This window comes from Thalassotalea sp. PLHSN55 (genome assembly GCF_052030545.1).
GTDB lineage: Bacteria > Pseudomonadota > Gammaproteobacteria > Enterobacterales > Alteromonadaceae > CANMXU01.
Window position 1 is genome coordinate 372,171 of record NZ_JBPDIH010000002.1, and the last position, 25,046, is coordinate 397,216.

The following is a 25,046-nucleotide window of genomic DNA, read 5'->3' on the forward strand; positions in this document are numbered from 1 at the left end:
TTTTACCCTTAAATTAAACTTGCTAATAAACTTGGCACTTGCTCTAGTGCCACGCTTTGTTGTTCATGTTGTCCACGCAAATATTTTACTGTGACTTGGCCTGCAGCAATTTCATCTTCCCCTAGTATTAGGGCGATTTGTGCTCCAGATTTATCTGCGCGTTTCATTTGTTTTTTCATATTGCCACCGCCACAATGATTTTGTAGTCGAATGTCAATAACCTGATCTCGCCACTGCTCTGCTAATTGATTAGCTTTAATATCAACACCTTCACCTAAACTAATTAAATAAGCGTCGACTTGTGGACGAATATTTTCTACCTTTTCTAAACTGGTTAGCATTAATACTAAACGTTCAATGCCTAAAGCAAAACCAAAGGCAGGTGTTGCTTTACCGCCAAGCTGCTCAACTAAGCCATCGTAACGGCCACCTGCACAGACAGTACCTTGAGCACCTAAGCTTGACGTTACCCACTCAAACACGGTGCGGTTGTAATAATCTAAACCACGTACTAAACGATCGTTTAATACATAGTTAATACCCGCGGCATCAAGACGTTGACACACACTTTGAAAATGCGCGCTTGATTCTTCACCAAAATAGTCAGCCAGCTTTGGCGCGCCAACAAGTGCAGCTTGCACGTCAGGGGTTTTACTGTCTAGCACACGTAACGGATTGGTATGCATTCTACGCTTTGAATCTTCGTCAAGTTGGTCTTCTTTTGCCGTTAAAAACTCAACTAATGCATCACGATAAGCCGCACGTTCTTCGTTCGAACCTAACGAGTTCAACTCTAGTGTGACAAATTCATTGATGCCAAGTTCCTTCCAAAGTCGAGAAGTTAGCATAATAACTTCTGCATCTATGTCTGGTGTCGCAATACCAAAGGCCTCTAGGCCAAATTGATGAAACTGACGGTAACGTCCTTTTTGTGGACGTTCATGGCGAAACATAGGTCCCATGTACCACAAGCGCTGTTCTTGATTGTACAATAAACCGTGCTGATTACCTGCGCGAACACAGCTTGCTGTGCCTTCAGGTCGCAATGTTAAGCTATCGCCGTTGCGATCATCAAAGGTATACATTTCTTTTTCAACAATATCGGTAACTTCACCAATAGAGCGTTTAAATAAAGCCGTAGACTCAACGATAGGCATGCGTATTTCAGCAAAACCATAATTACTGGCAACACGACGCAGTTTTTCTTCAACCATTTGCCAAATATTGGTTTGCGATGGCAGGCAATCATTCATGCCGCGTACTGCCTGAATAGCTTTACTCACTTAGGTGATTCTCTCTTTACAATGTTGAAAATGCAGCGCGCATTATAGGCGCATTCCGCTAAAACGTAAATGTTGGACTTAGTTAGTCGCTAATTTCTTTAACGTCGATAGCATTGGCTTGGTCTAGCAACTTAGCTTTGGCGCGAATTCGCTGCTCAAGTTGGTCAACTAAATTGTTGTTGTCAAAGCGCTCTTTTTGACGAATACCGTCAATATAATAACCACTTTTTTTGCTACTTCCTGTTAAACCTAGATCTGAAACTGTTGCTTCACCTGGGCCATTAACAATACAGCCAATTATTGAGACATCCATTGGCGTTAAAATATCTTCAATACGCTCTTCAAGCGCATTCACCGTCGCGATAACATCAAACTCTTGACGTGAGCAGCTAGGGCAAGCAATTAAGTTAATGCCGCGGCTACGTAGTTTTAACGATTTTAAAATATCAAAGCCAACTTTTATTTCTTCAACGGGATCGGCAGCTAAAGACACACGTAAGGTATCGCCAATGCCTTCAGATAATAACATGCCTAAGCCAACCGCTGATTTTACGCTACCCGAGCGAAACCCGCCGGCTTCAGTAATGCCTAAGTGCAATGGATTATCAATTTGCTTAGCAAGCAAGCGATACGACTCGACCGCTAAAAATACGTCTGAGGCTTTGACACTCACTTTAAATTCTTGAAAGTCTAATTTATCAAGAATATCGACATGACGCATGGCCGATTCAAGCAGGGCTTGTGGTGTTGGTTCGTGATACTTCTCTTGTAAGTCTTTTTCTAACGAGCCACCATTTACGCCAATGCGAATGGGAATATTTTTATCACGCGCGGCGTCAACAACCGCACGAACGCGATCTTCACGACCAATATTCCCTGGGTTAATACGCAAACAGTCAGCGCCATATTCCGCCACTTTTAACGCGATACGGTAGTCAAAATGAATATCGGTGACTAGCGGCACGTTAACTTGCTTTTTAATTTCTTTAAATGCTTCGGCAGCATCCATAGTCGGTACGCTGACACGCACAATATCAGCGCCAACATTTTCTAATGATTTTATTTGAGCAACGGTTGCAGCCACATCTGTGGTCAAGGTGTTGGTCATCGACTGCACAGTAATCGGTGCGTCGCCGCCGACTGGCACATTACCCACCATAATTTGACGAGACTTACGACGAATAATCGGAGATTCTTTAAACATAATAACTCAATGAATTTCTATAAAAAAATTATTAGTTCGCCACAATAGGCAAGCTAAATTTTGCAATATTACCGGTGTTAAATTGTGACATATCAACCGCAGAACTATTGTATGAAATAGCCACTAACTCAGGTTTGCCAAGTGTTACTACTAATGGCGCTAAGGCTGAAATTTTCATTTCGTAGCCCGCTTTTTTCACGCCCCAAGCAACACGTTCACCATTGGCGTCATAAATATTTACCCAACAATCACCTGAAAAATTAAAGACCACATCGGCTAACAAAGGCGCTTCTTCGGTAGCAACCATAGCTGTTTCAGCAATTTGTATTAATTCTGGCGCGGTTGAATTTATCTCGGCCGAAACAGACTCAGCAGTGTTTTCACTGCCAACATGTTGCTCGACTAACTCACTTGTTTGCTCTGCTATGCCAGCAGGAGCACTTTCAAGCTCACTGGCTTGTTCAAGTGCTTGGTTAGCTTCAGGTGCTACAGATTGTGTCGACTCGCTATTTGCAGGCGCTTTATCTTCAATAGCTTCGTTATTGCTAGCTGTTTCTTTGTTCTGATTTGAGCTCGGCAAATAATCATTGAACGACACTTTTTGATTATCTTGTAAAAACCACATAGCAGTTAAGCCAATTAAAATGGCGATAATTAAATAGCTCGCCCACATTAATAAATTATTTTGTGCTTGTTTTTCAGTAATTTTTGAAAAGCTTTGCATTTCAGCACTTTGTGCTTCAGCAACACCGAGCATCTCATAACTTGAGAGTACTTCGTCTGCTGAAATATGTACTAGCTTGGCGTAATTTTTTAAATAACCACGGTTGTAGGTAGCAGGTAAGGATTTATCAAACCGTTCTTGTTCAATATCAGCAACCAGTGAATATTTAAAATTAAGTTTGTCTGCAACATACTCTTGTGAAAAACCAAGCTTTTCACGAGCTTCCGCCAACATTTGGCCCGGACCAATAACTTCAATATCCTCAGACAGTTCTTCTGAAATCTGCTCTTTATCACTCATGCGTTTATTGAGCCTTTTCTGGATTAGCTAAAAAAATGGTATCGCCAATTTTTATGACCTTGGAAGCACTAAGCTTGTTCCATTTTTTTAGTGCACTTATTTTAATGTTATATTTTTGCGAGATAAAAAACAGGCTCTCTCCCTTGGCAACGATGTGCTTTGGGATTTCTGCGGCTTGTTTAACCGCTGTTTTTTCATCAACAATTGGTTGAGTTTTTTGTGCGCGACTATTAGGCGGCAATACTTGGCTAGATTCGGCTTTTGCCAACTGCTCTTTGATTAAGGCTTGATACGCCTTATTGGCCGCTATTTTATTGACTTTTTCTTGTTCAGCTTGAGTGATTACATTCGTTGGAATCGCCTTAGCTTGCACAATTTCTTCAGCAGCTTCATTCACTGCTGGTTGGGTTTGCACAGTTGCATCAGGCAGTACGAGCTTAGGCGTACCTTGTTCAGATAAAACTTGTTCAGGTGAAGCTTGCTTAACTGCGCTTGCAATAGATGTATTTGAAGGTGGTTCTTTTTTATCGACTTGCTTTTTAGCGACTTGTTTTTTAACCGCGGTCGGCTGAGTACTTTTTCTTGATACCAATGTGGTTTGGCTGTCACCTTGTTTATTAGGCGACAATACCACCACTCGCTTCTTAGTTGACTCGCCATCTCGGCTTGCCAACGACTGCTTGTAATCATCCGCTAATTCATCAGCTTGAATACGTTCTAAGCCATTTAATACATATTGTTTGGCTTCATAAGAGTTAGGGAACATTTTCACCAACATGCTAGCGTAGTTTTTAGCGGTGCCTAATTGGCGCTGCTTTACATACACTTTATACGCTAATGCAAGCGCTTGGGGAGAAAAGCGGCGGGTTGCTTTTTCGTAACGTTTTAAAAATAGCTGCGCGTTTTTATATTCGCCTTTGGCGTATTTTAACTGCACCATTTGCAAATACACATTAGCGTTGCTTGGGTTATGTTGAATTGCTTTTTCGAAGTAAAGCTCGGCTTTGTCGAAACGATTGTCTTTTAGCTGACACATGGCTAAGTTTTCATAACTTTGTGACACTAATAAATAACTTGGTACAGCAATCGCTTTTAGAATTTGCTTTTCAGCTTCATCATATTTTCCTTGTCGACACAAGAAAACCCCATAGTTATTTAAGGTGTCGGCATCATTTTCTGACAAGCTCAAGGCATGCTCATAAGACGTTGTCGCCAATTCAGGCTCACCAACCGTTTCATAATAATGAGCAAAGGCCGTATGTACTTGTGCTAAATCTGGCGAGAACCGTTTCGCTTTTTCTAAATTGAGTTTGGCTTGTGTAGTATTGCCCATTTTCAAATAACCTAAACCTAACGAAATACGCGTCATGGCAATTTCGTTGCTGGTTGAGTCATTTTGGATAACTGGCGTGCTTTTATCATTTTCAAAATTTTCAGTCACACACGCCGATAGCATCATAGTAGGTAAGATTACCGAGACTAAGGGAATAAATTTTTTCAGTTGCTTAACCATAAAAAGTTGATGCCAGTTAAATTTAGTTTATTTCAACCATTTTCACTGAAATTTCATCAGCTTTCACCTGTTTTTTTGCTAAATTTTCAGATGTGCGTTTGGTGCGGTCTAAAACATCGCCAGCAAGCTGTCCACAAGCGGCGTCAATATCGTCACCACGAGTACGACGGGTGATTACCGTTAAGCCGTAGCTTTGCAAGACTTTATCGAAACGATCAATGCGTGAATTACTTGAACGTTTGTACGGTGAACCTGGGTATGGATTAAACGGAATTAGGTTAATTTTACTGGGTAAATCTTTTAACGCATGTGCTAATTCGTGTGCTTGATCAGTACTGTCGTTGACATGATCTAACATCACATATTCAATAGTAGCTTGTTTATTCGCTTTAGAACCTTCAACGTAACGTGCAGCGGCGGCAAGAAAATCTTCTAACGGGTATTTTTTATTAATAGGTACTAATTCGTCGCGCAAGGCATTATTTGGCGCATGAACTGAAATGGCAAGCGCACAGTCAATTTTCTCTTTTAGCATATCAAGCGCTGGCACAACACCTGAGGTACTTACCGTGACGCGACGCTTTGATAAGCCATAACCTAAATCGTTTAGCATGGTGTCTAATGCAGGGATCAGGTTTTTCATATTCAATAATGGCTCGCCCATGCCCATCATCACGATATTAGTGATCGGGCGTTTGCCGGCAATGCGCGTTGCGCCTATATCGTTAGCCACTCGCCACACTTGACCAATAATTTCTGACATTGATAGGTTACGGTTAAAGCCTTGTTGCGCGGTCGCACAAAAAGTACATTCTAGTGCACAGCCCACTTGCGATGAAACACACAAGGTCGCGCGATCATTTTCAGGGATCCACACAGTTTCAACTTCTTGACCACCTTCAAGCCTTAGTGCGTATTTGATTGTGCCGTCGGTTGAAACTTGTTTTTCTGAAATTTCAGGTGCACTGATCACGGTATTACGCTGTAGTTTTTCACGTAATTTTTTATTCAAGTTGGTCATTTTTTCAAAGTCGTCGTAACCAAAGTGATAAATCCACTTCATGATCTGATCAGCGCGAAACGGCTTCTCACCGATCGACTCAAAATACTCACGCATACCTTGGTGATCAAAATTCAGTAAATTAACCTTAGTTTTAACTTCGTTCATACAACTTATTCTCAATAAAACATTACAATGGGCAAAGGGTGCAATTGTACACTTTTTAACCAAGCGAGACAATTTGAAATGTGTTCTTGGTAATGTAATGAAGCCTTCATCACACTAACAATAACGCACTTTAATCATTAACAGCGTTGTTAATTTCTAAAACACCTTATAACACAAAAGGATTTTACCGATAATTCAGTAAAATCCTTAAGCAATTTTTTAATACGCTTTATCGCCTAAAAACGATAAACCACACTAATGGTTGTTAATAGCAACTATTAACGAGTACGTGGGCAAATTTCTTCATCAGCGAAGAAGTAAGCGATTTCACGTGCAGCAGATTCTAAAGCGTCGCTGCCGTGACATGCGTTTTCGTCAATTGAATCAGCGTAGTCAGCACGTAAAGTACCAGCTAATGCTTCAGCAGGGTTGGTAGCACCCATGATTTCACGGTTTTTAAGAACAGCGTTTTCGCCTTCTAAAACTTGAACCATTACAGGACCTGAAGTCATGAATTCAACTAAAGCACCAAAGAAAGGACGCTCGCTGTGCTCAGCGTAGAAACCTTCAGCTTTTTCTTTGCTTAAGTGAACCATTTTAGAAGCAACAATTTTTAAACCAGCAGTTTCAAAACGGTTGTAGATTTGACCGATAACATTTTTTGCTACTGCGTCAGGTTTAACAATTGAAAAAGTACGTTCGATAGCCATGGGCAATCCTCATAAATTAGTAAATAAAAATGGGTTATATAAATTTTGGCGCGATTATAGACGAATTAACAACAAATGCATACTGTTTCGCTATGGCTTATCTCAGGTAAAAATGTAACCAATTAGCTACATTAATTTAGTGCGTAGAAAAACACGTCATTTTGATCAAAAAAGGCGTTTTAACAACGCCTTTTAAATCATCGTATTAAGCTGCTTAGGCAACAAGCGTTAAGCTAAATACTCACGCGCTTATATTGGCGATATTGCGGCTGCCAAAAGTTGTTATCTATTTTTGCTTGCAACATTTCATCAGAAATTTCCAATGCCAAGCCTTGTGCAAAGGCGACTTTTGCAACGGCAAAGGCAATTTTTTTGCTTAAGTCGGCAATTTCAGTCAGTGACGGTAAAAGCTCTCCTTCACCGGTATTCGCCAATGGCGAGGCACATGCTAATGTTTCGCTAGCCACCATTAACATTTCATCAGTGATCAAATTAATATTAGCCGCAACAACTCCTAGTCCAATGCCAGGGAAGATATAGCTGTTATTACATTGGGCAACTGGATAATTTTTTCCTTGGTACTGGACTGGCTCAAATGGGCTACCGGTAGCTACGATCACTTCACCATTAGTCCATTCTATGACTTGTGACGGTGTTGCTTCGACTTGTTTTGACGGGTTGCTTAACGGGAAAATAATCGGTAAATCACAATGCGATTTCATCGCTTTGATCACTGCTTCACTAAATAAACCTGCTTGGCCCGACACACCAATTAAAATGTCAGGTTGTGCACCGTTCATCACCTCAAGCAATGAAGCAAACTCACCGGCTAGCTGCCAATTGGCGATGTTTTGTCTTTGCTGACATAGGCTTTGCTGAAAGTCACGTAAACCGGTCATGCCCTCAGTTAACAAGCCAAAACGGTCAACCATATAAATTTGGCTACGCGCTTGCTCAGGTGAAATACCTTCACTGATCATTTGCGCAATGATCTGCTCAGCAATACCACAACCGGCTGATCCTGCACCGACAAAGGCGACTTTTTGTGAAGATAAGGCCACGTCTTTAGTGCGACAAGCGGCTAATAGCGAGCCAACTGTTACCGACGCCGTCCCTTGAATATCATCATTAAAACAGCAAATCTCTTCTTTATAACGCTGTAATAAAGGCATGGCATTTGGCTGTGCAAAATCTTCAAACTGCAACATTACATGTGGCCAACGACGTTTTACCGCTTTAATAAAGCAATCTAAAAAGTCATCGTATTCATCTTGTGGGATACGCTTATGACGATTGCCCATGTACATAGGATCGGCGAGTAATTTTTCATTATTGGTACCCACATCAAGCATTACCGGTAAAGTATACGCTGGGCTAATGCCACCACAGGCGGTATATAATGATAATTTTCCAATGGGAATGCCCATGCCGCCAATACCTTGGTCGCCTAAGCCGAGAATACGTTCACCGTCGGTGACAACAATCACTTTTACTTTGCTTTTGGTGGCGTTACGTAAAATATCGTCAAGGTTATCTTTTTCCGTATGAGAGATAAAAAGCCCACGCGAGCTGCGATAAATATCTGAGAATTTTTCACAGGCATCACCGACAGTTGGCGTGTAAATTACCGGCATCATTTCCGCTAAATTCGCTTGCACCAACTTAAAGAATAAGGTTTCGTTATTGTCGTGAATTGCGCGCAAATAAATATGTTTATTTAAGCTGGTGCGAAAGCTTTTATATTGCATATACGCACGCTCAACTTGCTCATCAATTGTTTCATAACGCGGTGGTAACAAGCCATTTAGGTTAAAGCTTTCACGCTCTTTTGCGGTAAAGGCACTGCCTTTGTTTAAGAGTGGGGTTTCTAATAATGATGGGCCCGCATAAGGAATATATAACGGACGTTTAGTTTTATTTGTCATGTTGTAATTGCCATTGTTTAAAATTTATATGGAATTATTCTAAATAGTATAGCTAGCGTGAATATTGAAAATTCATCATATTTATTTTTAGGGAAAGCAGTATAGAGCAATAACTTACAGTGACAAAGCTGATCAGTGAATTTAACCAAAACAATGATAAAAAACTTGCGCTAATCGTACTCAGATAACCAAGCAAGCTGGATAGCTTCTAATACTCTTTCACCACAATGGGCAGGATCGTCATCAAACCGTTCTAGATCTAATACCCATTGTCTAAGTTCGGTAAAGTGAAGTTTCATTGGGTCAACTTCTGGGTGTTCTTCAATTAAATCTAAGGCAATTTCCAGTGAGTCTGTCCATTTAAGGCCCATAAATTACTCCTAATAAGTAAAGCTATTTAAAAATAAGATGAAACCACAGTGCATCAGCAATTAGCATTATTGCTAACCACAAAATAATCATTCGGGTTTTACGGCAAAATTGGCAATCGGTCTGCCACCACTGTAGAAAAGATCGTGTCATTAAATTCGATTGGGTATAAAGTATTATCAAAAGTATAACCTAAAGTACTCGTTTATGTTGAATGACTTACCGATGACACTTTCCGCTGAAAGTAAGCTGACTGACAACTTACACCACGGCAAACAATTACTCGAACAATTAGAGGCTTGGCTTAACTTTCAAGCCCTAAAAGCGAATTGGTTTGCCGATGAAAATAAATCACTAACATGTACTTTTGTATTGCTGAGCCAACAGAGTTTTCAACAAACGGTTAGTCAAATAAAAAGCCTCGATGGGCAGCAACAAGCACAATGGACGCTAGCTGACCACAATGACTTTATGGTTAAACAAGCGCCCAATAGCCGCAGCGTGAAAGCGGTATTAGCAATTTCAGAGGCGGTTTTAAATTCAAAATCAGACGACAATGCCCTGCTAAATAGCGAGCTAAAACAAACATTAGTTGCGGTGGTAAATACCATTGCGACACAAAATCAGTTAGATAACATTACTATTGAGTGAATCTTTTAGCTAATGACCCATCACAGCTGCCCGAAAATAACATTAAGCCATAACAGCCCGAGTGTAGAAGACTTTTGCCAGCTACGCTCACAAATGGGTTGGAACAATATTTGCCCAGAACTTACAGCGCAAAGCCTGAAAAATACACGCTTTCATGTCACCGCATACCACGACAAGAAACTTGTGGGAATGGGCCGAGTCATTGGCGATGGCGCGATGTATTTTTATATTCAAGACGTAATTGTCAGCCAAGATTACCAACAGCAAGGTTTAGGCAAAAAACTAATGACGGCAATAGAAGCTTATATTCAAGCACATGCAGTTAAAGGCGCGACCGTTGGCTTACTAGCCGCCAAAGGGAAAGAGGCTTTTTATCAACAATTTGGTTATCAACTTCGGCCAAACGATGCCCTCGGTCATGGCATGTGTAAGTTTATTTAGCACTACCTCCCCTATACTCGTTATTTTAAACGCTGGAACAAAGGGGTCTAAGAACAAAGGGGTCGGTGACATTAAACTTAAAACTACAATTAAAATGACGAGATTGCTGCTTAATTCCAATTATGTCACCGACCCCGATATAACACCTATTTAATCAAAATAGGGGCAGCGACATTAAACTTAAAACTATAATTAAAATGACAAAATTGTTGTTTGCTTGCTACCTATGTCACCGCCCCCTAATATAACTCCTCTATGAACAAAAAAAGCCTGCTGAAAATTAATGTCAGCAGGCTTTTTACATAAGACAACTTATCAGTTAGTCAGCTTTTACCGGGAAACCTCGGTCACGCATTAAGGCTTCAACTTGTGCATCTCGTCCTCTAAAGGCGCGATATGCCTCAGCAGGGTCAACCGCGTTTCGAACACTGAATAAATGTTCAACCAATTTAGCAGCAACTTCTTCATCATAAAAACCACCTGGTGCTTGCGCAAACGCTTCTGCCGCATCAGAGGTTAATACTTCCGCCCACATGTAACCGTAGTAGCTTGACGAATAACCTTCACCACTAAAGACATGACCAAAGTGCGGGCTACGATGACGCATTACAATTTGCTCTGGCATATTTAACGCCGCTAACGTTTCACGTTCAAACTTGTCAGCATCGATACCACTCGGGTCAACGGTGTGAAATTTCATATCAACTAAAGCAGAAGCTAAATATTCAGTGGTTTTAAAACCCTGATTAAAGTTCGCCGCTTTTTTAATTTTCTTCACTAACTCCGCCGGCATAGGTTTGCCTGTTTTATAGTGCACTAAGTAGTTATCAATTACTTGGTCAGTTGATAACCAACGTTCAAGTAATTGTGACTGAAATTCAGTGTAATCACGCACACCACTATTTAACGTTGGGTAGTCAACATTCGAGGCTAAAAAGTGCAAGGCATGGCCAAATTCATGGAAATAAGTCTCGGCGTCATCCCAAGAAATTAATGTTGGTTCACCCGGCGCTCCTTTGGAGAAGTTAGAGTTATTTGACGATAAAACATTGGTTTTACCTTGGAAAGTGGTATGGCTACGGTAAGTGGTTGCCCACGCACCAGAACGCTTGCCTTGACGGGCAAATGGGTCTAAATACCATAAACCAATATGCTCGCCCGAGGTTTTATCGGTAACTTCCCAAACACGTACGTCTTCATGGAAAACCGGTACTGAACCATCAGTAATTTCTGCAAAGCTAAAGTTAAATAAACGCCCTGCTACGTAAAACATTGCTTCACGTAAATTATTTAATTGCAGATATTGTTTTACTTCGTCTGAGTCTAAGTCGTATTTCGCTTTACGTACTTTTTCTGCATAAAAACGATAGTCCCACGGCTTAATGTCTTTAATGCCATCTTCTTTTTTACCGATAGTTAGCATGTCGGCAACTTCTTCTTCAACACGTGCAATAGCTGCTGGCCACACTGCTTCCATTAAAGCAATCGCATTTTCAGGCTTTTTCGCCATGCGATCTTCTAAACGCCACGAAGCATAGTTTTTATAACCCAATAAACCAACACGCTCATGGCGCAGTTTTAAAATTTTAGCGATCAGTGCATTGTTATCAAATTCATCACCATTGTCGCCTCGGTGATAATAACTATTCCATACTTGTTTACGAAGTTCACGTTCGGTTGAATACGTTAAGAATGGGTCCATAGACGAGCGAGTATTAGTGATCGCGTATTCGCCTTCACGGCCACGATCTTTCGCAGCAGATGCTGCTGCATTAACGACTGACTCTGGTAAGCCACCTAATTGCGCTTTGCTTAAATATAAAACGTAGTTTTCTTCATCAGCCAACACATTATTACTAAATTGCGTATGTAACTTAGCGAGTTCTTGGTTAATGTCTGCATAACGTTTTTGCTTGTCACCTTTTAGTGTCGCGCCATTACGCGCAAAACCGTTGTAGTTAAGCAAGACTAAACGTTGCTGCTCAGGCGATAGTTTTTTCACTTCGTCTGAATGAAAAACCTGTTCAACACGTGCAAATAGTTTTTCGTTTTGACGAATTTTAGAGTAAAACGCCGAAAGCTTAGGTGCCATTTGCGCTTGAATTTTACGAAACTCTGGTGAAGAAACATTGCTGCTCCAAATGCCGTAATAGGTATATAAACGATCAAGATCACTACCAGTCGCTTCTAACGCCACTATAGTGTTTTCAAAGTTAGCCGGCGCTGGGTTATTAGCAATAACTTCAATTTCAGCTAAATTTTTTGCCATCGCAATTTCAAAAGCAGGTACTAAACCGGCAATGCTCACTTGATCAAATGCCGGTACGCCTTGGAAAGGTCCGGTCCATTTTGCTAATAATTGTTGTGCTGACTGCTTTGCAGAAACCGTTGCACTGTCGCTTGCTTGAGCGGGCAGTTGTTTGGCTACAGGCTGAGAATCGTTATTAGCGCTACAGCCAAGCAAAATGCTAGAAACTAGCATGGCTTTAATAAGCGGTTGCTTCATGAAATATGCTCCTAAAAATCTTGTTGTTTTATGTTGGAATATGTAAACCCATCAACTTTAGCAAAAGAAATTTTAAATGTGCCGTAAACATGATGAAAGGTTGGTTTTAAGCGATGAGTCAAAAATATGGTGACCCAATCGCACTACTTATCTGAAAAGTTTGCTTTTGGTCAACATACAATCCTTTAAGGCATTGCGCATTTATTGCACAACGCTTAAAATGCACTTTAGAGTTTAAGCTCTAAATTAGTATTCTTGCAACGCACCTAAGTTTACAGCGCTTGCTGTGGCCGACTCGCTTAACGTAATTGGCTTAACTTAATTGGCTTAATATGGTAACTAGGAAAACGTTAGTTTGAAGCATAAAAAACCTGACAGAAGCACAGCCTTGCTCAATATTATTAGCGCCGTACGACACGACTTTCCTTTCAACGTGCCCGAGTCTAATATTTGCGGAATTTCCTGTGTTGGCTGCCCAAAAAAACTGTTAGAGCTTGTTGATACTGAACTGTGCGACTGGGAAGTAAAAATAGCCGACGGCGTAATTCCCAATTTTGGCGAAATTTCACGTTTAGCAAAACTGTGTGAAAATGTCAGACGTGGCTTAAAACGCAATAACTTAGTTAACCTGAGCTCGGCTTAATAAATACTTCTTTAGCCGCTACTTTTACTAACTTCCGCGTTAAATTCACTTGCAATACGCCCACATGGATGTGGAAGGTAGAGCGACGTACGAACCAAAGCCGTGACCAGCTATTGACGCGTAAATTTACCTTGAAGTAAGCAAAACCAGCAAGCTAGAGGTTAACATGAAAAATATGATGTTATATTTCAACTCGTTAAATATCTCTTAAACCGAGTTCAGGTTAGTTACGTAAACCCCGAGTTATCATTTACCCTACTAAAACCTTATTTTTTACAAGGATTTATTTTTCTAATCAATTAGTTATTTAAAACTACTACTAAATCAAGAAACTACTCGATATTTAACGAGTGTGTGACATTATCTTGATTTACACCAAGTTTTTTCAAGCAATTTTAACTACAATATCGTCACTATTTTGATAAGTGAACATTGTAATGATGCAAATAACCGACCTTAAAAAAGAAGAGCAAATTTTCCCTCTATTTCGTTTAGGTTTTCGCCCATTTTTCTTATTTGGGTCAATCTTTAGTTTTATTGCCCTATTTCTTTGGCTGTTTATTTTAAAAGGCACCTTAGCTTACATGCCTTTTGGCGGCGGTTATTGGTGGCATATTCATGAAATGATCTACGGTTTTGGTGGTGCCATTATCGCAGGTTTCTTATTAACTGCAGTGCAAAACTGGACCGGAGTGCGCGGCGCGCAAGGCACTACGCTTATGGTGCTGTTTGCTTTGTGGTTAGCAGGTCGTGTTTTGTTATTGTTTCCTGATATTTTGGGTAACCTTGCGACAACCATTGTCGATTTAAGCTTTTTGCCTGCCGTTGCTTATGTACTTGGCAAACCTATTATTGCCATTAAACAATACCGTAATTTATTTTTTGTGCCGCTGTTAGCTTTATTTACCATTGCTAATTTAGAAATGCACTTGGCTGTGTATTCACCTAATAACTTTAACTTAATCTTTTCAGGTTATGCCGGTGTCTTGCTCGTGACCTTTTTAATGTCGGTAATGGCAGGACGAGTCGTACCTATGTTTACCGCAAACGGTACACAAACCACCAAAGTATTACCATTGCCTTGGTTAGAAAAAACCACTAACGGTGCGTTAGCCATTGCCATGTTTTCTTTATTATTTCATCCACTGGTTGGCTTTAATGCCACCTTTTTTGGCGTGATATTAATTATTGCCGGTGTTAGCCAAGCAATGCGATGGTTTAGACTAAAACCTTGGATCACCCTTGGCGTGCCATTGTTGTGGTCGTTACATGGCGCATTAAAGTTTATTTGGTTTGGTTTAATTTTATTGGGTGTAAGTTATTTAATTGCCGAAATTCCATCTAACCATATTTGGCATTTACTGACTGTTGGCGGTATGGGCGGTTTAATTTTAGCGATGATATCGCGCGTATCTTTAGGTCATACAGGGCGTGTATTAACACCACCTAAAAGCATGAGCATTGCCTATGTGGCAATTTTATTAGCAGCACTGGTGCGCGCCTTTGGTCCGTGGGGCTTTCCACAAGCAACCAGCATATTTTACGATGTAAGTGCGTTTCTTTGGTTTATTGCATTTGCTATATTTGCTTTCCATTACGGCCCGATGTTATTTAAAGCACGTGTCGATGGTCGACCAGGCTAATTTCCACTAAGAAAACTTTTACCAAAATAAGAGACTCAATATGCGCGCAGTTTTTCTAGATAAAAAAACCTTTCACAAGACGATTGCATTAGATGAAATTAGCGCGCAGTTTGATTCCTTTACTTGCTTTGATGTTACTGCAGAGCACGAAATAATTACTCGCTGCCAAGATGCTGATGTGGTCTTAACCAACAAAGTCGTCTTTGACAAAAAAACACTCGAGCAGTTACCTAAACTCAAGCTCATTTGCATCACGGCAACCGGTGTTAATAATGTAGATATTGCAGCAGCAAACGCTTTAGGCATTACAGTCACTAACGCTAAAGCCTACGCAAAAGGCTCGGTTGCGCAATATGTATTTGCTCAGTTACTTGAATATTTCAACCAAACTAGTCATCACAATGCCAATACCGCTAAAGGTTTGTGGCAGCAAAGCGATACCTTTTGTTATTTAGGTAATACTATTTATGAACTTGCTGATAAGACCATCGGCATAATTGGCTATGGCGATTTAGGACAATCGGTTGCGCAAATAGCGACGGCATTTAATATGAAAGTGATGGTGGCTGAGCGTCCAAGTGCTGTCTCAATACGATCACAACGTTATGCTTTTGATGAGGTTATTAAGCAAGCCGACATTATTACCCTGCACTGCCCGCAAACCCCGGAAACCGAGCAGCTTTTTAATCGGCAAATTTTCTCAAACATGCAAACACATGCCGTACTTGTTAATACCGCACGTGGCGCACTGATCAACAATGACGACCTTATTGATGCCCTAAATAATAACGATATTGGCTACGCCATTTTAGATGTGCTCGATCAAGAGCCGCCAAGGTCCGATCACCCGTTATTAACGGCTGAGCTCACTAACCTTAAAATTACTGCACATATTGCATGGGCGAGTATGGAAGCCCAGCAACGTTTAATTGCCATTGTTGCCAGCAATATTTCCTCGTTTTTCTCCGGCGGAAAATTGAATCAAGTCACATAAGGCATTAACGGCTAAATGTTTTCACATATTTGATGAAAATAATTACAAGATCATAGACTTTTCATAGACAGAGATTTATCCTCTTTAACTAATAAAAATATTTAGTTTAAAGGACTTAAGCATGAAAAAGCTTAGTATATTACTAACTTTTCTATCCGCTGTTTTACTCACCGCTTGTAATGGCCACAACGAAGACGACAGTCAAAGCGATACTGACGATACTCAAAACACCATCACCGATGAAACGGTACGTTTAGGTTACTTTGACGATAGCAACAGCTTTGTTGAAGGTAAAATTAAATTATCACTTGCCGACAATACCGTAAGCGCCGGCGGAACCATAGGTTTGAGCGTAACCCTTGTTGATAGTAGCAACGCCATTGTTACCACACCTGTTACGGTAACTTTTAGTTCAAGTTGTGCCACCAACGGCAATGCAACGCTTGATGAAAGCGTGATCACATCAAACGGCAGTGCCAGTTCAACATTTGCTGATATCAGCTGCGCGGGAACCTCGGGCAATGAAGATGTCGTGAGTGCCTCGATTTCAGTTAATGAATTAACCATTAGTGCCAGCGAAACTATTACCATCACAGGTGAACGTTTAGGCTCAATCGAATTTATTTCAGCCGAGCCAAGCAATATTGTTTTAAAAGGTTCCGGTGGTGTTAACCAACAAGAAAGCTCAACTATTACCTTTTTAGTCAAAAGTGCTTTAGGTAACGCTTTAGCGCAGCAAGAAGTTGAATTTACCTTAGACTCAGTTGCTGGCGGTGTTAGCTTAAGTAAAACAAGTGGCGTTACCAACAATGACGGTTTTATTAGTACGCAAGTCGCTTCTGGCACAGTGCCAACAACAGTTCGTGTTACAGCAACTGCAAGCTTAACGGTTGATGGCGAAACGACTTCTATTCAAAGCCAATCAGATTTACTGTCAATTAATACCGGTTTACCTCACCAAGCTTCAATGAGCATCGCCGCTGATAACTTTAACCTTGAAGCGGGCGATTATAACGGTGAAACAGCCGCAATTACCGTGCAATTAGCCGATAATTTTAATAATCCTGTTGCCGACGGCACTACAGTAAATTTCACCACCGAAGGTGGTAGCATAGAGCCAAGTTGCACTACGGTAGCTGGCGCATGCTCGGTAACATGGACAAGTGGCGATCCAAAACCAGTCGATCACCGCGTAACGATTTTAGCAACCGCAATTGGCCATGAAAGCTTTGTTGATACCAATGGTAACAATGTGTTTGATAACGCAGATGGCAGTGCAATTGCTGATGTAGCTTTTGTTTCATCTGGCTTTGGCACCATAGCTGATGCAAGCTCTGGTTTTAATGATATGTCAGAAGCGTGGCGTGATGATAACGCTAATGGCAGTTACGAAGTTGGCGAAGTATTTATCGATATTAACGGCAATGAAACCTTTGACGATGCCAATGGCTTATTTAATGGTCCGCAATGTCAGGGCGACTTATGTGCCGCTGCCGACAGTCGTTCAATAAATATTAGACGTGCAATTGAGTTGGTGATGTCAGGCTCAGAAGCGGTATTTAGTTTAACCAATGGCGACGGCAGTATTGTGTTTCAAAGTGCCTTTGAAAGCAGTGATGTCGCAGATATTACCGAGCTAGCAAGTCAAGCATTCTTGTTACACTTTACCGATAGCGCCGGACAAAAATTACCTGCTGGCACAACAGTTGAAGTCAGCTTTAGTGCAGGTACCGTTTCAGGTGTTACTAATTATACCGTCAGCAATACCAACTCAAGTGAGGTAGATACCATCGCATTTTCATTAACCAATGGCTTAGACGATGAAGCTGAGTTAGTTGAACTTAACATTACCTTTACCACGCCTAAAGGCGATGTCACTAGTCTTACCCCTATCAATATTCAATTATTGTAATTGGCAGGCGCAGCAAACTTTTTGTTGCGCCGCTATTTTAACGCAAGGCTTTCCTGCTTAAAGGAAGGTTTTAAACCAATTTGATTAAATAAATGATCACTCAGCTTGAGATAAAACGCTTTAATGCAAGGCGCTTTTTTTTAGGAAGGGTAATTCCCTTTCAAAAATAAGTAACACCGCAGTAAAGTGTTTTAGTCAAGCCGTATCGGAGCTTTTCAGCGGCCCGCCCCTCCTAATTACAGTTTAAAAGTATTTGATAGAGAATGACTAAAACTGCAAAAATTTAGCGAGTTCTAGCACCGCTGAAATAGCTCTGAGTTAATCATGTTATTAATCAGATTGGTTTTAAACACCAATCGATAGGCGCTTTGTCTTGAGCAATTAACCAATGATTCGCTTTAGAGAAATGCTGACAACCAAAAAATCCACGATATGCCGACAAGGGTGATGGATGCGGTCCAGCTAACACACAGTGCTTATCTTGATTAATATTTTTGCCTTTCTTCTGCGCATGACTGCCCCAGAGCATAAAAACACAGCCTTGATTATGCTGATTAATGTATTCAATTACCGCATCCGTAAATGTTTCCCAGCCTAGCTTTGCATGCGAATGCGCTTGCCCTTGTTTTACCGTAAGCACGGTATTAAGCAATAATACCCCCTGCTTTGCCCACGATATTAAATTCCCATGATCTGGCGTTTCAAAACCTGCAATATCTGTGCTCAGCTCTTTATACATATTCACCAGCGAAGGCGGCACTTTAATGCCCGGTTCAACAGAAAAAGCTAAACCATGCGCTTGCCCTAAGCCGTGATAAGGATCTTGTCCTAAAATCACCACTTTGATATCACACAATGCGGTTTGCTCAAAGGCTGAAAAAACTTGCGTTTTAGGTGGGAAAATCACCTCAGCGTCAGCGCGCTGCTGAGCAAGTTGTTGCTCAAGTTCTAGGTAATAAGCTTTGCTTTGCTCTTGTTGAAATAAAGGCTGCCAGTCTGTGGTTACATTCATAGTTACTATATCTATCGTGCTAAGCGAGCAGGTATTTTAAATTGAAACGGGTGATTAGGCTATGGGAAAACTGTTGGCTAAGATAAAAGCGAGTGCCAAATTGTTATTTCGCTCGAACAAGCTACTGTCGATATGAGGGAGCATAAATAAAAAGCACAGCCGACAAAGGCACTATCAATTATGCTCTGATATATTTATAGTGGTTAAAATTACATCAATAGTTAACTATATGAAGCACAACCTAAAAAGAGGCGTGAAAGAACAAGGTAAAGCGTTACTATGCGCGCTGGCAATTGCCCCTATGGTAATGATTTTCACCAGTTACAGTGCATTAGCAAGGCAAAGTTGGCAGGCAAATTTTGACAATAACAAATTAGACAATTGGTCGTACGTTTTGCACTCACATGGCATAAAACTACTGACTAAGCCCGACAGCAGTACCAAAAAAAACGAATCTGATCTTGCCGCTTTTATTAGCATTACCGGCGAGCCACATTATCTCTGGCACAACCGCGCCGATTTAAACCGGGTAGAATTACAGTACAAACCTCAGCAAACACTTGAAAGCCAATCAACAACAGTCTCGTGGCAGTTTATGCTGCCAAAATTATTTGAACAAAAACCTTATCAAATCGCGTATTGGGAGTCGGATAAAAGCTATAGGCAAAGTTACCGTTTGCAATTTAACGGCGACAAATTAGCCTTGTATTCAGCTCAGGAAAACCGAGAGTTATGGTCTAAAGCAGGGTTTAAAGCAAACGAATGGTACACGTTAACACTAAAGACTTTGTGGTCAGTCGAAAACGGTAAAATCACGCTTTCTATTAACGGTGAAAAACAAAGTACGAGCGAAGTTGCAACGTTAATATCAAACCAAGAAAATATGTTTTTTCAATTAGGTATACTGAGAGCACAGAGCGATAAAGCCGCTCATATTTGGTTGGATAACGTAACCGTTAGCCACTAGCGTAGAAGAAATAATTGTAGCGCGACAAATTAAACAAAAAATAGGCAGTAAACACTGCCTATTTTTTAATTTTTTAGCTTAAGGGCAATTATTGCTAGCCGTTATTCGCGAGTAAAAACTCACGTAACTGAGCAAAATCTGCCGCCATATCAACCGATAAAATGCTCTCGCTCGCACAATCTGCTAATTCTTTCGGTAAACCAATCGGTTGACCCAAAGTGCTTTCAACAACATCTTTAAATTTAGCTGGATGTGCAGTGCCTAAAAATACTCCAAACTCATCGTCTTTTGCACTGTATTGCAAGGCTTTGTAGGCAACAGCGGCATGTGGTTCGGTGATATAACCTAATTTAGCCAGTTGCAACATAGTTGACTGTGTTTGCTCTTCATCAATAGAAAATGAGGTTACACAGTCTTTATCAACGATGCCACTTTTCAGCATATGTTCTACACGCGGCCAGTTATTTGGGTTACTCACATCCATCGCATTTGACATAGTCGCGACGGTATCATTTGGTGACCATTCACCTGTTGCTAAATAACGCGGCACAGTGTCATTAGCATTTGTTGCAGCAATAAAACGCTTAATTGGTAAGCCCATCGCTTTGGCAAATAAGCCTGCAGTTAAGTTACCAAAGTTACCGCTTGGTACTGAGAAAACAATGTCTTGTAACTTGCTATGACCTTTTTGACGAGAAAGCTGAGCTACCGCCTCAAAGTAATAACAAATTTGCGCCAATAAACGACTGATGTTAATTGAATTTGCTGAGTTTAAACCAATTTGCTCGGCCAATTCTCTATCATCAAAAGCTTGTTTAACAAGTGCTTGGCAATCGTCAAAACTACCGTCGATAGCAATGGTTTCGATGTTTCCGCCTAAGGTAGTAAACATCTTCTCTTGCAATAGTGAGATTTTGCCTTTTGGATACATGATAACAACACGAATATTTTCAATACCGTGAAATGCATGAGCAACTGCCGCACCAGTATCACCCGATGTTGCCGTTAAAATAGTGATCTTTTTATCTTTACTAAAGGCTTGCAAGCAGTTCGCCATAAAGCGACCACCAAAGTCTTTAAATGCTAATGTTGGTCCGTGGAAAAGCTCTAAGATCGAACGGTTTTCATTAATTGGCTGTAACTGTGCAGGAAAGTTAAAGGCAGCGGTGACAATTTTCGTTAATTTCGCTTCAGTTAAGTCTTCATTAACAAATGGGTAGAGAATTTTAACGCTACGTTCAACTAAAGGTAGCGCTAATAACTCATCGATATTGCTAAAGCTTGGAATGTTTTCTGGAAAAAACAAACCTTGGTTTTTACCTAAACCTTGCTTTACCGCACCGGCAAAGCTGACTTGTTCATCATTTTCTTTTAAGTTATAAAATTTCACGTATTTGTCCTATTAATGCTTTTTACTCGGCAGGTACTTGTTCAGCACCGGCTTGGTCAACTTTACAGACATGAACAAAGCCTAAGTCTGTTTGTAAATAATTTTCTTTCAGCCATAACGCTGCAGCTTCGGCTTTTTCTAGCTGGTCACAGACACAAAATAATGTTGGACCAGAGCCTGAAATACCAACCGCTAAACTGCCTTGGCTTAGTAAATAATCGTGTGCTTGCTCGTAACCCGGTAACAAGCCTTTTCGATAAGGTTCAGCAACTATATCACTCACTACTGAAAATGCTTGCTGTTTGTCACCTCGGTGACAAGCGTCAACAAAAGTTGCTAAATTCTGACCAAATTGAATTAAGTCGCTACGACTATAATTTGTTGGCAATACTTCACGTGCTGCTTTTGTCGATACTTCAATACCGGGGTAAGCCATCACGTAATAACAGTCGTCAAAATCAGGCAAGGTGCGGGTAATAATATCAGCATCAGGCACCATTAACTGTAAGCCACCTAAATAACAAGGAGCAACATTATCATAATGTAAACTTCCGCTAATTTGAGCTTCCATTTGTCCCATCATAAAAAGCATGGCTTCTTCATCAAAACCTTGTGAAAAGCTTTGCTGATAAAAAACATTAAGTGCTTCTAATGCAGCAACCACAGAACATGCACTTGAACCTAAACCACTGCCTACCGGCATTTTTTTATCCAAGGTTAGCTTAACGGTTACCGGCTCAACATTTTTGTTTAATAATGCTTTATTAAACAGCTGCAAGCAATGCCAAACAATATTATCGGTTGGTGCACCCGGAAGCTTATTGGCAAACTCGCCAACAACAACTAGGCTATCTTCACTTGCTTGCTCAACACTAACCACATCACCTAACAATGTACCGTCAACAGGTTTTACGGCGAGCCCTAAAACGTCAAAGCCAACACTTACATTGCCGATTGACGCTGGGGCAAAAACTGAAACGCTCATTAGTGTGTTTGCTCCCACGCTAAAGTTCTAAGAACATCACCAAAGACACCTGCGGCAGTAACTGCTGCACCCGCGCCATAACCACGTAATACAAATGGTAATGGTTGGTAGTAACGAGAGTGAATCGCTAAGGCGTTTTCACCATCTTTAATGCTATAAAGTGGATGATCTTGACCAACCGCTTCAATGGACACCTGACACTTACCATCAACTATATTGCCAATATAACGTAATACTTTACCTTCGGCTTTCGCTTCGTTGACACGGTCGCTAAAGGCTTGGTCAATTGAAGTCAAGTTATTCATAAAGGTGGCAACATCACCACTTGCATCAAAGTCGCTTGGCAGTACTGACTCAATCGTGATATCAGAAATATTTAATGCCATACCTGACTCACGCGCCATAATAAGTAATTTACGGGCAACGTCCATACCGCTTAAATCATCACGCGGGTCTGGTTCAGTAAAGCCATTTTCTTTCGCAATAGCGGTTGCTTGAGAAATTGACATACCTTCTTCTAACTTGCCAAAAATGTATGACAAGGAACCCGATAAAATACCTTCAAAACGTTGCAGTTGGTCACCTGCTTTAATCAAGCTTTGCAAAGTATCAATTACCGGTAAACCAGCGCCGACTGTGGTTTCATATAAGAAGCGACGATTGGTTTTTTGTGCCGCTTCTCTTAATGCTTGGTAATATTCCCAAGAATCGGTATTGGCTTTTTTGTTTGGCGTAACCACATGGAAGCCTTCATTTAAGAAGTCCACATAGCTCATTGCTAATTCTTCATTTGAAGTTGAGTCAACTAACACCGGATTGATTAAATTATTTTCACGGACAAACGACTTAATGTTAGCCGCCGTTACTGGCGTTGCATCTTTACCTAACGTATCTTGCCAGTTAGCAAGGTCGATACCTTCCGCATTAAATACCATGCCTTTACTGTTGGCTAAGCCATACACTTTTAAGTCAATATTTTGTTCGATTAAGCTTTGTTGCTGGCGAGAGATTTGCGCAATCAATTCGCTACCAACCACACCACAACCAACTAAAAACACATCAATAGTTGGCTTGTGTGAGAAAAAGTTCTGATGGCTAACTTTCATTGCATCTTTACATTTTCGCTCTTCGATAACCACAGAAATACTGCGCTCTGACGAGTCTTGCGCAATAGCCACTACGTTTACACGTGCTTGGGCAAGTGAGCTAAAGAATTTCGCTGCCACACCTTGTTGATGATGCATGCCATCACCCACAAGCGAGATAATTGATAAGTTCGTTTTTAACTCTAACGGCTCTAATAAGCCATTTAATAACTCTAATTCAAATTCTTGCTGTAAGCTTTGTTTCGCACGAAGTGCGTCTGATGAATAAATACAGAAACTGATGCAGTATTCACTTGATGATTGGCTAATTAATACCAAAGAAATGTTTTCACGGCTCATTGTCGCAAATACACGAGATGCCATACCCACCATGCCTTTCATGCCTGGGCCTGAAACGTTAACCATGGTTAAATCATCAAGGTTTGAAATCGCTTTTACTTTTTTCTGTTGATCGTTTTCATTGGCAATTAACGTGCCCGGCGCTTCTGGGTTACCGGTATTTTTGATCAAACATGGAATATGGTATTGCGCGATTGGGCCAATCGTTTTTGGGTGCAGTACACTGGCGCCAAAATAAGATAACTCCATCGCCTCTTGATACGATAAGTAATCAAGTAATTTAGCATCTTTGATTAGGCGAGGATCTGCGTTAAATACGCCATCAACGTCAGTCCAAATTTCACAACATTCGGCTTCAGCACATACCGCAAGTACCGCAGCGGAATAATCAGAACCATTGCGTCCTAAAGTGGTAACATCGCCTTTAGAGTCAACGCCAATAAAACCAGGCATTAAGGCAATCTTATTTAACTGCGCATATTGTTCTTGGAATTTTTCTTTACATAAGACTAAATCAGCAACAGCGTTTAACGACTCGTCGTTAGTGCGTAAAAACTCTTCTGGCGCCAATACTGACACTTTTTCATCTTTTGCTGCCAATACAGACTCAAGAATAGCAACACTTAAACGTTCACCTGTGCTGATAATACGTGCACGGATATGCTCAGGGCAAAACGACAACATAGTTGCGCCATGCATATAGCGGCTTAATTGATTTTCACAGTTAGCGAGTGCCTGCTCAGCGTGTTGGTGATTAAAGCTTGATACACTTGCAGACAGATCATCAATAATGGTTTGAATAGCAGTTTTGAAATGCCCAAGGTCAGTTTTTAATTTTACATCATCATTAATATTTTCAGCCATAGCGACCAAATGATTGGTAACACCTTGTGGCGCAGAAACCACTACAGCAACAGCAGATGACTCGCTTTTGTTTTTGATGATTTCAGCAACCTGAAGAAAGCGTTCAGCAGAAGCTAATGATGAACCACCAAATTTAAGAACACGCATGTTTATTCCTCTTACAACGTCAATTTTCTGCCTAAACAATTTGATGCCAACCATCAGCAACTAAATCCTTTAAGTCCATAAAACAAAAAAGCCCGGAACCTTATTTGGTAGCGGGCTTTGATAAAAGTACTTATTTACACATTAGCCGACAGCTACCATCCCAGTATGGGTGATAGTGGTAATAATAATTCGGGTAGAACGGCTAATAAATTTCATGAAGTTAAAATGCCTTAAGTCAAGATAAGTGTCA

At 40.7% G+C, this 25,046-nt stretch carries 20 protein-coding genes; 7 read left to right on the forward strand and 13 right to left on the reverse strand.

What is annotated here, in order from left to right; genetic code table 11:
* Window positions 1-8: 8 nt before the first annotated feature.
* The 8 genes from hisS to iscX all read right to left on the reverse strand — a co-directional run bounded on the left by hisS (window position 9) and on the right by iscX (window position 9,198).
* The gene (gene hisS / locus ACRRSQ_RS04775; RefSeq protein WP_440874563.1) at window positions 9-1,283 is read right to left on the reverse strand and encodes a histidine--tRNA ligase; all 1,275 of its coding nucleotides are present in this window, start codon (window positions 1,281-1,283) and stop codon (window positions 9-11) included.
* Window positions 1,284-1,365: 82 nt separating this feature from the next.
* Complete coding sequence (gene ispG, locus ACRRSQ_RS04780) at window positions 1,366-2,487, reverse strand: flavodoxin-dependent (E)-4-hydroxy-3-methylbut-2-enyl-diphosphate synthase (RefSeq protein ID WP_440874564.1); 1,122 nt, start codon at window positions 2,485-2,487, stop codon at window positions 1,366-1,368.
* Between the two features lie 31 nt (window positions 2,488-2,518).
* A complete protein-coding gene (locus tag ACRRSQ_RS04785) occupies window positions 2,519-3,511 on the reverse strand; it encodes a RodZ domain-containing protein (protein WP_440874565.1) in 993 nt (330 codons plus the stop codon).
* A gap of 4 nt (window positions 3,512-3,515) precedes the next feature.
* Window positions 3,516-5,024 carry a type IV pilus biogenesis/stability protein PilW gene (gene pilW / locus ACRRSQ_RS04790; RefSeq protein ID WP_440874566.1) on the reverse strand — a complete coding sequence of 503 codons (1,509 nt, stop codon included), beginning with the start codon at window positions 5,022-5,024 and terminating at the stop codon, window positions 3,516-3,518.
* A gap of 22 nt (window positions 5,025-5,046) precedes the next feature.
* Window positions 5,047-6,192 carry a bifunctional tRNA (adenosine(37)-C2)-methyltransferase TrmG/ribosomal RNA large subunit methyltransferase RlmN gene (locus tag ACRRSQ_RS04795; RefSeq protein ID WP_440874567.1) on the reverse strand — a complete coding sequence of 382 codons (1,146 nt, stop codon included), beginning with the start codon at window positions 6,190-6,192 and terminating at the stop codon, window positions 5,047-5,049.
* A 278-nt stretch (window positions 6,193-6,470) separates the two neighbouring features.
* Window positions 6,471-6,902: a nucleoside-diphosphate kinase gene (gene ndk / locus ACRRSQ_RS04800; protein WP_118958363.1), complete on the reverse strand. Its 432-nt coding sequence runs from the start codon at window positions 6,900-6,902 to the stop codon at window positions 6,471-6,473.
* A gap of 233 nt (window positions 6,903-7,135) precedes the next feature.
* Entirely contained in the window at window positions 7,136-8,827 is a 1,692-nt protein-coding gene (locus tag ACRRSQ_RS04805; protein ID WP_440874568.1) for an NAD-dependent malic enzyme, read from the reverse strand.
* A 170-nt stretch (window positions 8,828-8,997) separates the two neighbouring features.
* Window positions 8,998-9,198, reverse strand: coding sequence for a Fe-S cluster assembly protein IscX (gene iscX, locus ACRRSQ_RS04810; RefSeq protein ID WP_440874569.1), 201 nt, complete (start codon window positions 9,196-9,198; stop codon window positions 8,998-9,000).
* Window positions 9,199-9,403: 205 nt separating this feature from the next.
* On the opposite strand from iscX, the gene ACRRSQ_RS04815 reads away from it, so the two are divergent.
* Both ACRRSQ_RS04815 and ACRRSQ_RS04820 read left to right on the forward strand, forming a co-directional pair.
* Window positions 9,404-9,847, forward strand: coding sequence for a hypothetical protein (locus tag ACRRSQ_RS04815; RefSeq protein WP_440874570.1), 444 nt, complete (start codon window positions 9,404-9,406; stop codon window positions 9,845-9,847).
* A 12-nt stretch (window positions 9,848-9,859) separates the two neighbouring features.
* A complete protein-coding gene (locus ACRRSQ_RS04820; RefSeq protein ID WP_440874571.1) occupies window positions 9,860-10,288 on the forward strand; it encodes a GNAT family N-acetyltransferase in 429 nt (142 codons plus the stop codon).
* Window positions 10,289-10,607: 319 nt separating this feature from the next.
* Here ACRRSQ_RS04820 and ACRRSQ_RS04825 read toward each other — a convergent pair whose 3' ends face one another.
* Window positions 10,608-12,794 (reverse strand): M3 family metallopeptidase, encoded by a 2,187-nt coding sequence (locus tag ACRRSQ_RS04825; protein ID WP_440874572.1) that lies wholly within the window; start codon window positions 12,792-12,794, stop codon window positions 10,608-10,610.
* 355 nt (window positions 12,795-13,149) lie between these two features.
* On the opposite strand from ACRRSQ_RS04825, the gene ACRRSQ_RS04830 reads away from it, so the two are divergent.
* The 4 genes from ACRRSQ_RS04830 (at window position 13,150) to ACRRSQ_RS04845 (ending at window position 17,986) form a co-directional block, all read left to right on the forward strand.
* Window positions 13,150-13,437, forward strand: a complete 288-nt coding sequence (locus tag ACRRSQ_RS04830) for a hypothetical protein (protein ID WP_440874573.1) — start codon at window positions 13,150-13,152, stop codon at window positions 13,435-13,437.
* 437 nt (window positions 13,438-13,874) lie between these two features.
* On the forward strand, window positions 13,875-15,080 hold the full coding sequence (locus ACRRSQ_RS04835) for an NnrS family protein (protein ID WP_440874574.1): 1,206 nt from the start codon (window positions 13,875-13,877) through the stop codon (window positions 15,078-15,080).
* A 40-nt stretch (window positions 15,081-15,120) separates the two neighbouring features.
* Complete coding sequence (locus ACRRSQ_RS04840) at window positions 15,121-16,074, forward strand: D-2-hydroxyacid dehydrogenase (RefSeq protein WP_440874575.1); 954 nt, start codon at window positions 15,121-15,123, stop codon at window positions 16,072-16,074.
* Window positions 16,075-16,195: 121 nt separating this feature from the next.
* On the forward strand, window positions 16,196-17,986 hold the full coding sequence (locus ACRRSQ_RS04845; RefSeq protein WP_440874576.1) for an Ig-like protein, group 1: 1,791 nt from the start codon (window positions 16,196-16,198) through the stop codon (window positions 17,984-17,986).
* A 334-nt stretch (window positions 17,987-18,320) separates the two neighbouring features.
* Here ACRRSQ_RS04845 and ung read toward each other — a convergent pair whose 3' ends face one another.
* The gene (gene ung / locus ACRRSQ_RS04850; protein WP_440874577.1) at window positions 18,321-18,998 is read right to left on the reverse strand and encodes a uracil-DNA glycosylase; all 678 of its coding nucleotides are present in this window, start codon (window positions 18,996-18,998) and stop codon (window positions 18,321-18,323) included.
* Window positions 18,999-19,227: 229 nt separating this feature from the next.
* On the opposite strand from ung, the gene ACRRSQ_RS04855 reads away from it, so the two are divergent.
* Complete coding sequence (locus ACRRSQ_RS04855) at window positions 19,228-19,965, forward strand: heparin lyase I family protein (protein ID WP_440874578.1); 738 nt, start codon at window positions 19,228-19,230, stop codon at window positions 19,963-19,965.
* Between the two features lie 94 nt (window positions 19,966-20,059).
* On the opposite strand, the gene thrC is transcribed toward ACRRSQ_RS04855, so the two are convergent.
* The 3 genes from thrC to thrA are packed head-to-tail and all read right to left on the reverse strand — an operon-like array spanning window position 20,060 to window position 24,796.
* Window positions 20,060-21,355 (reverse strand): threonine synthase, encoded by a 1,296-nt coding sequence (gene thrC / locus ACRRSQ_RS04860; RefSeq protein ID WP_440874579.1) that lies wholly within the window; start codon window positions 21,353-21,355, stop codon window positions 20,060-20,062.
* A gap of 22 nt (window positions 21,356-21,377) precedes the next feature.
* Window positions 21,378-22,340, reverse strand: coding sequence for a homoserine kinase (thrB, locus tag ACRRSQ_RS04865; RefSeq protein ID WP_440874580.1), 963 nt, complete (start codon window positions 22,338-22,340; stop codon window positions 21,378-21,380).
* The gene (gene thrA / locus ACRRSQ_RS04870; protein ID WP_440874581.1) at window positions 22,340-24,796 is read right to left on the reverse strand and encodes a bifunctional aspartate kinase/homoserine dehydrogenase I; all 2,457 of its coding nucleotides are present in this window, start codon (window positions 24,794-24,796) and stop codon (window positions 22,340-22,342) included. Before thrA ends, thrB begins: the two co-directional genes overlap by 1 nt.
* Window positions 24,797-25,046 lie beyond the last annotated feature (250 nt).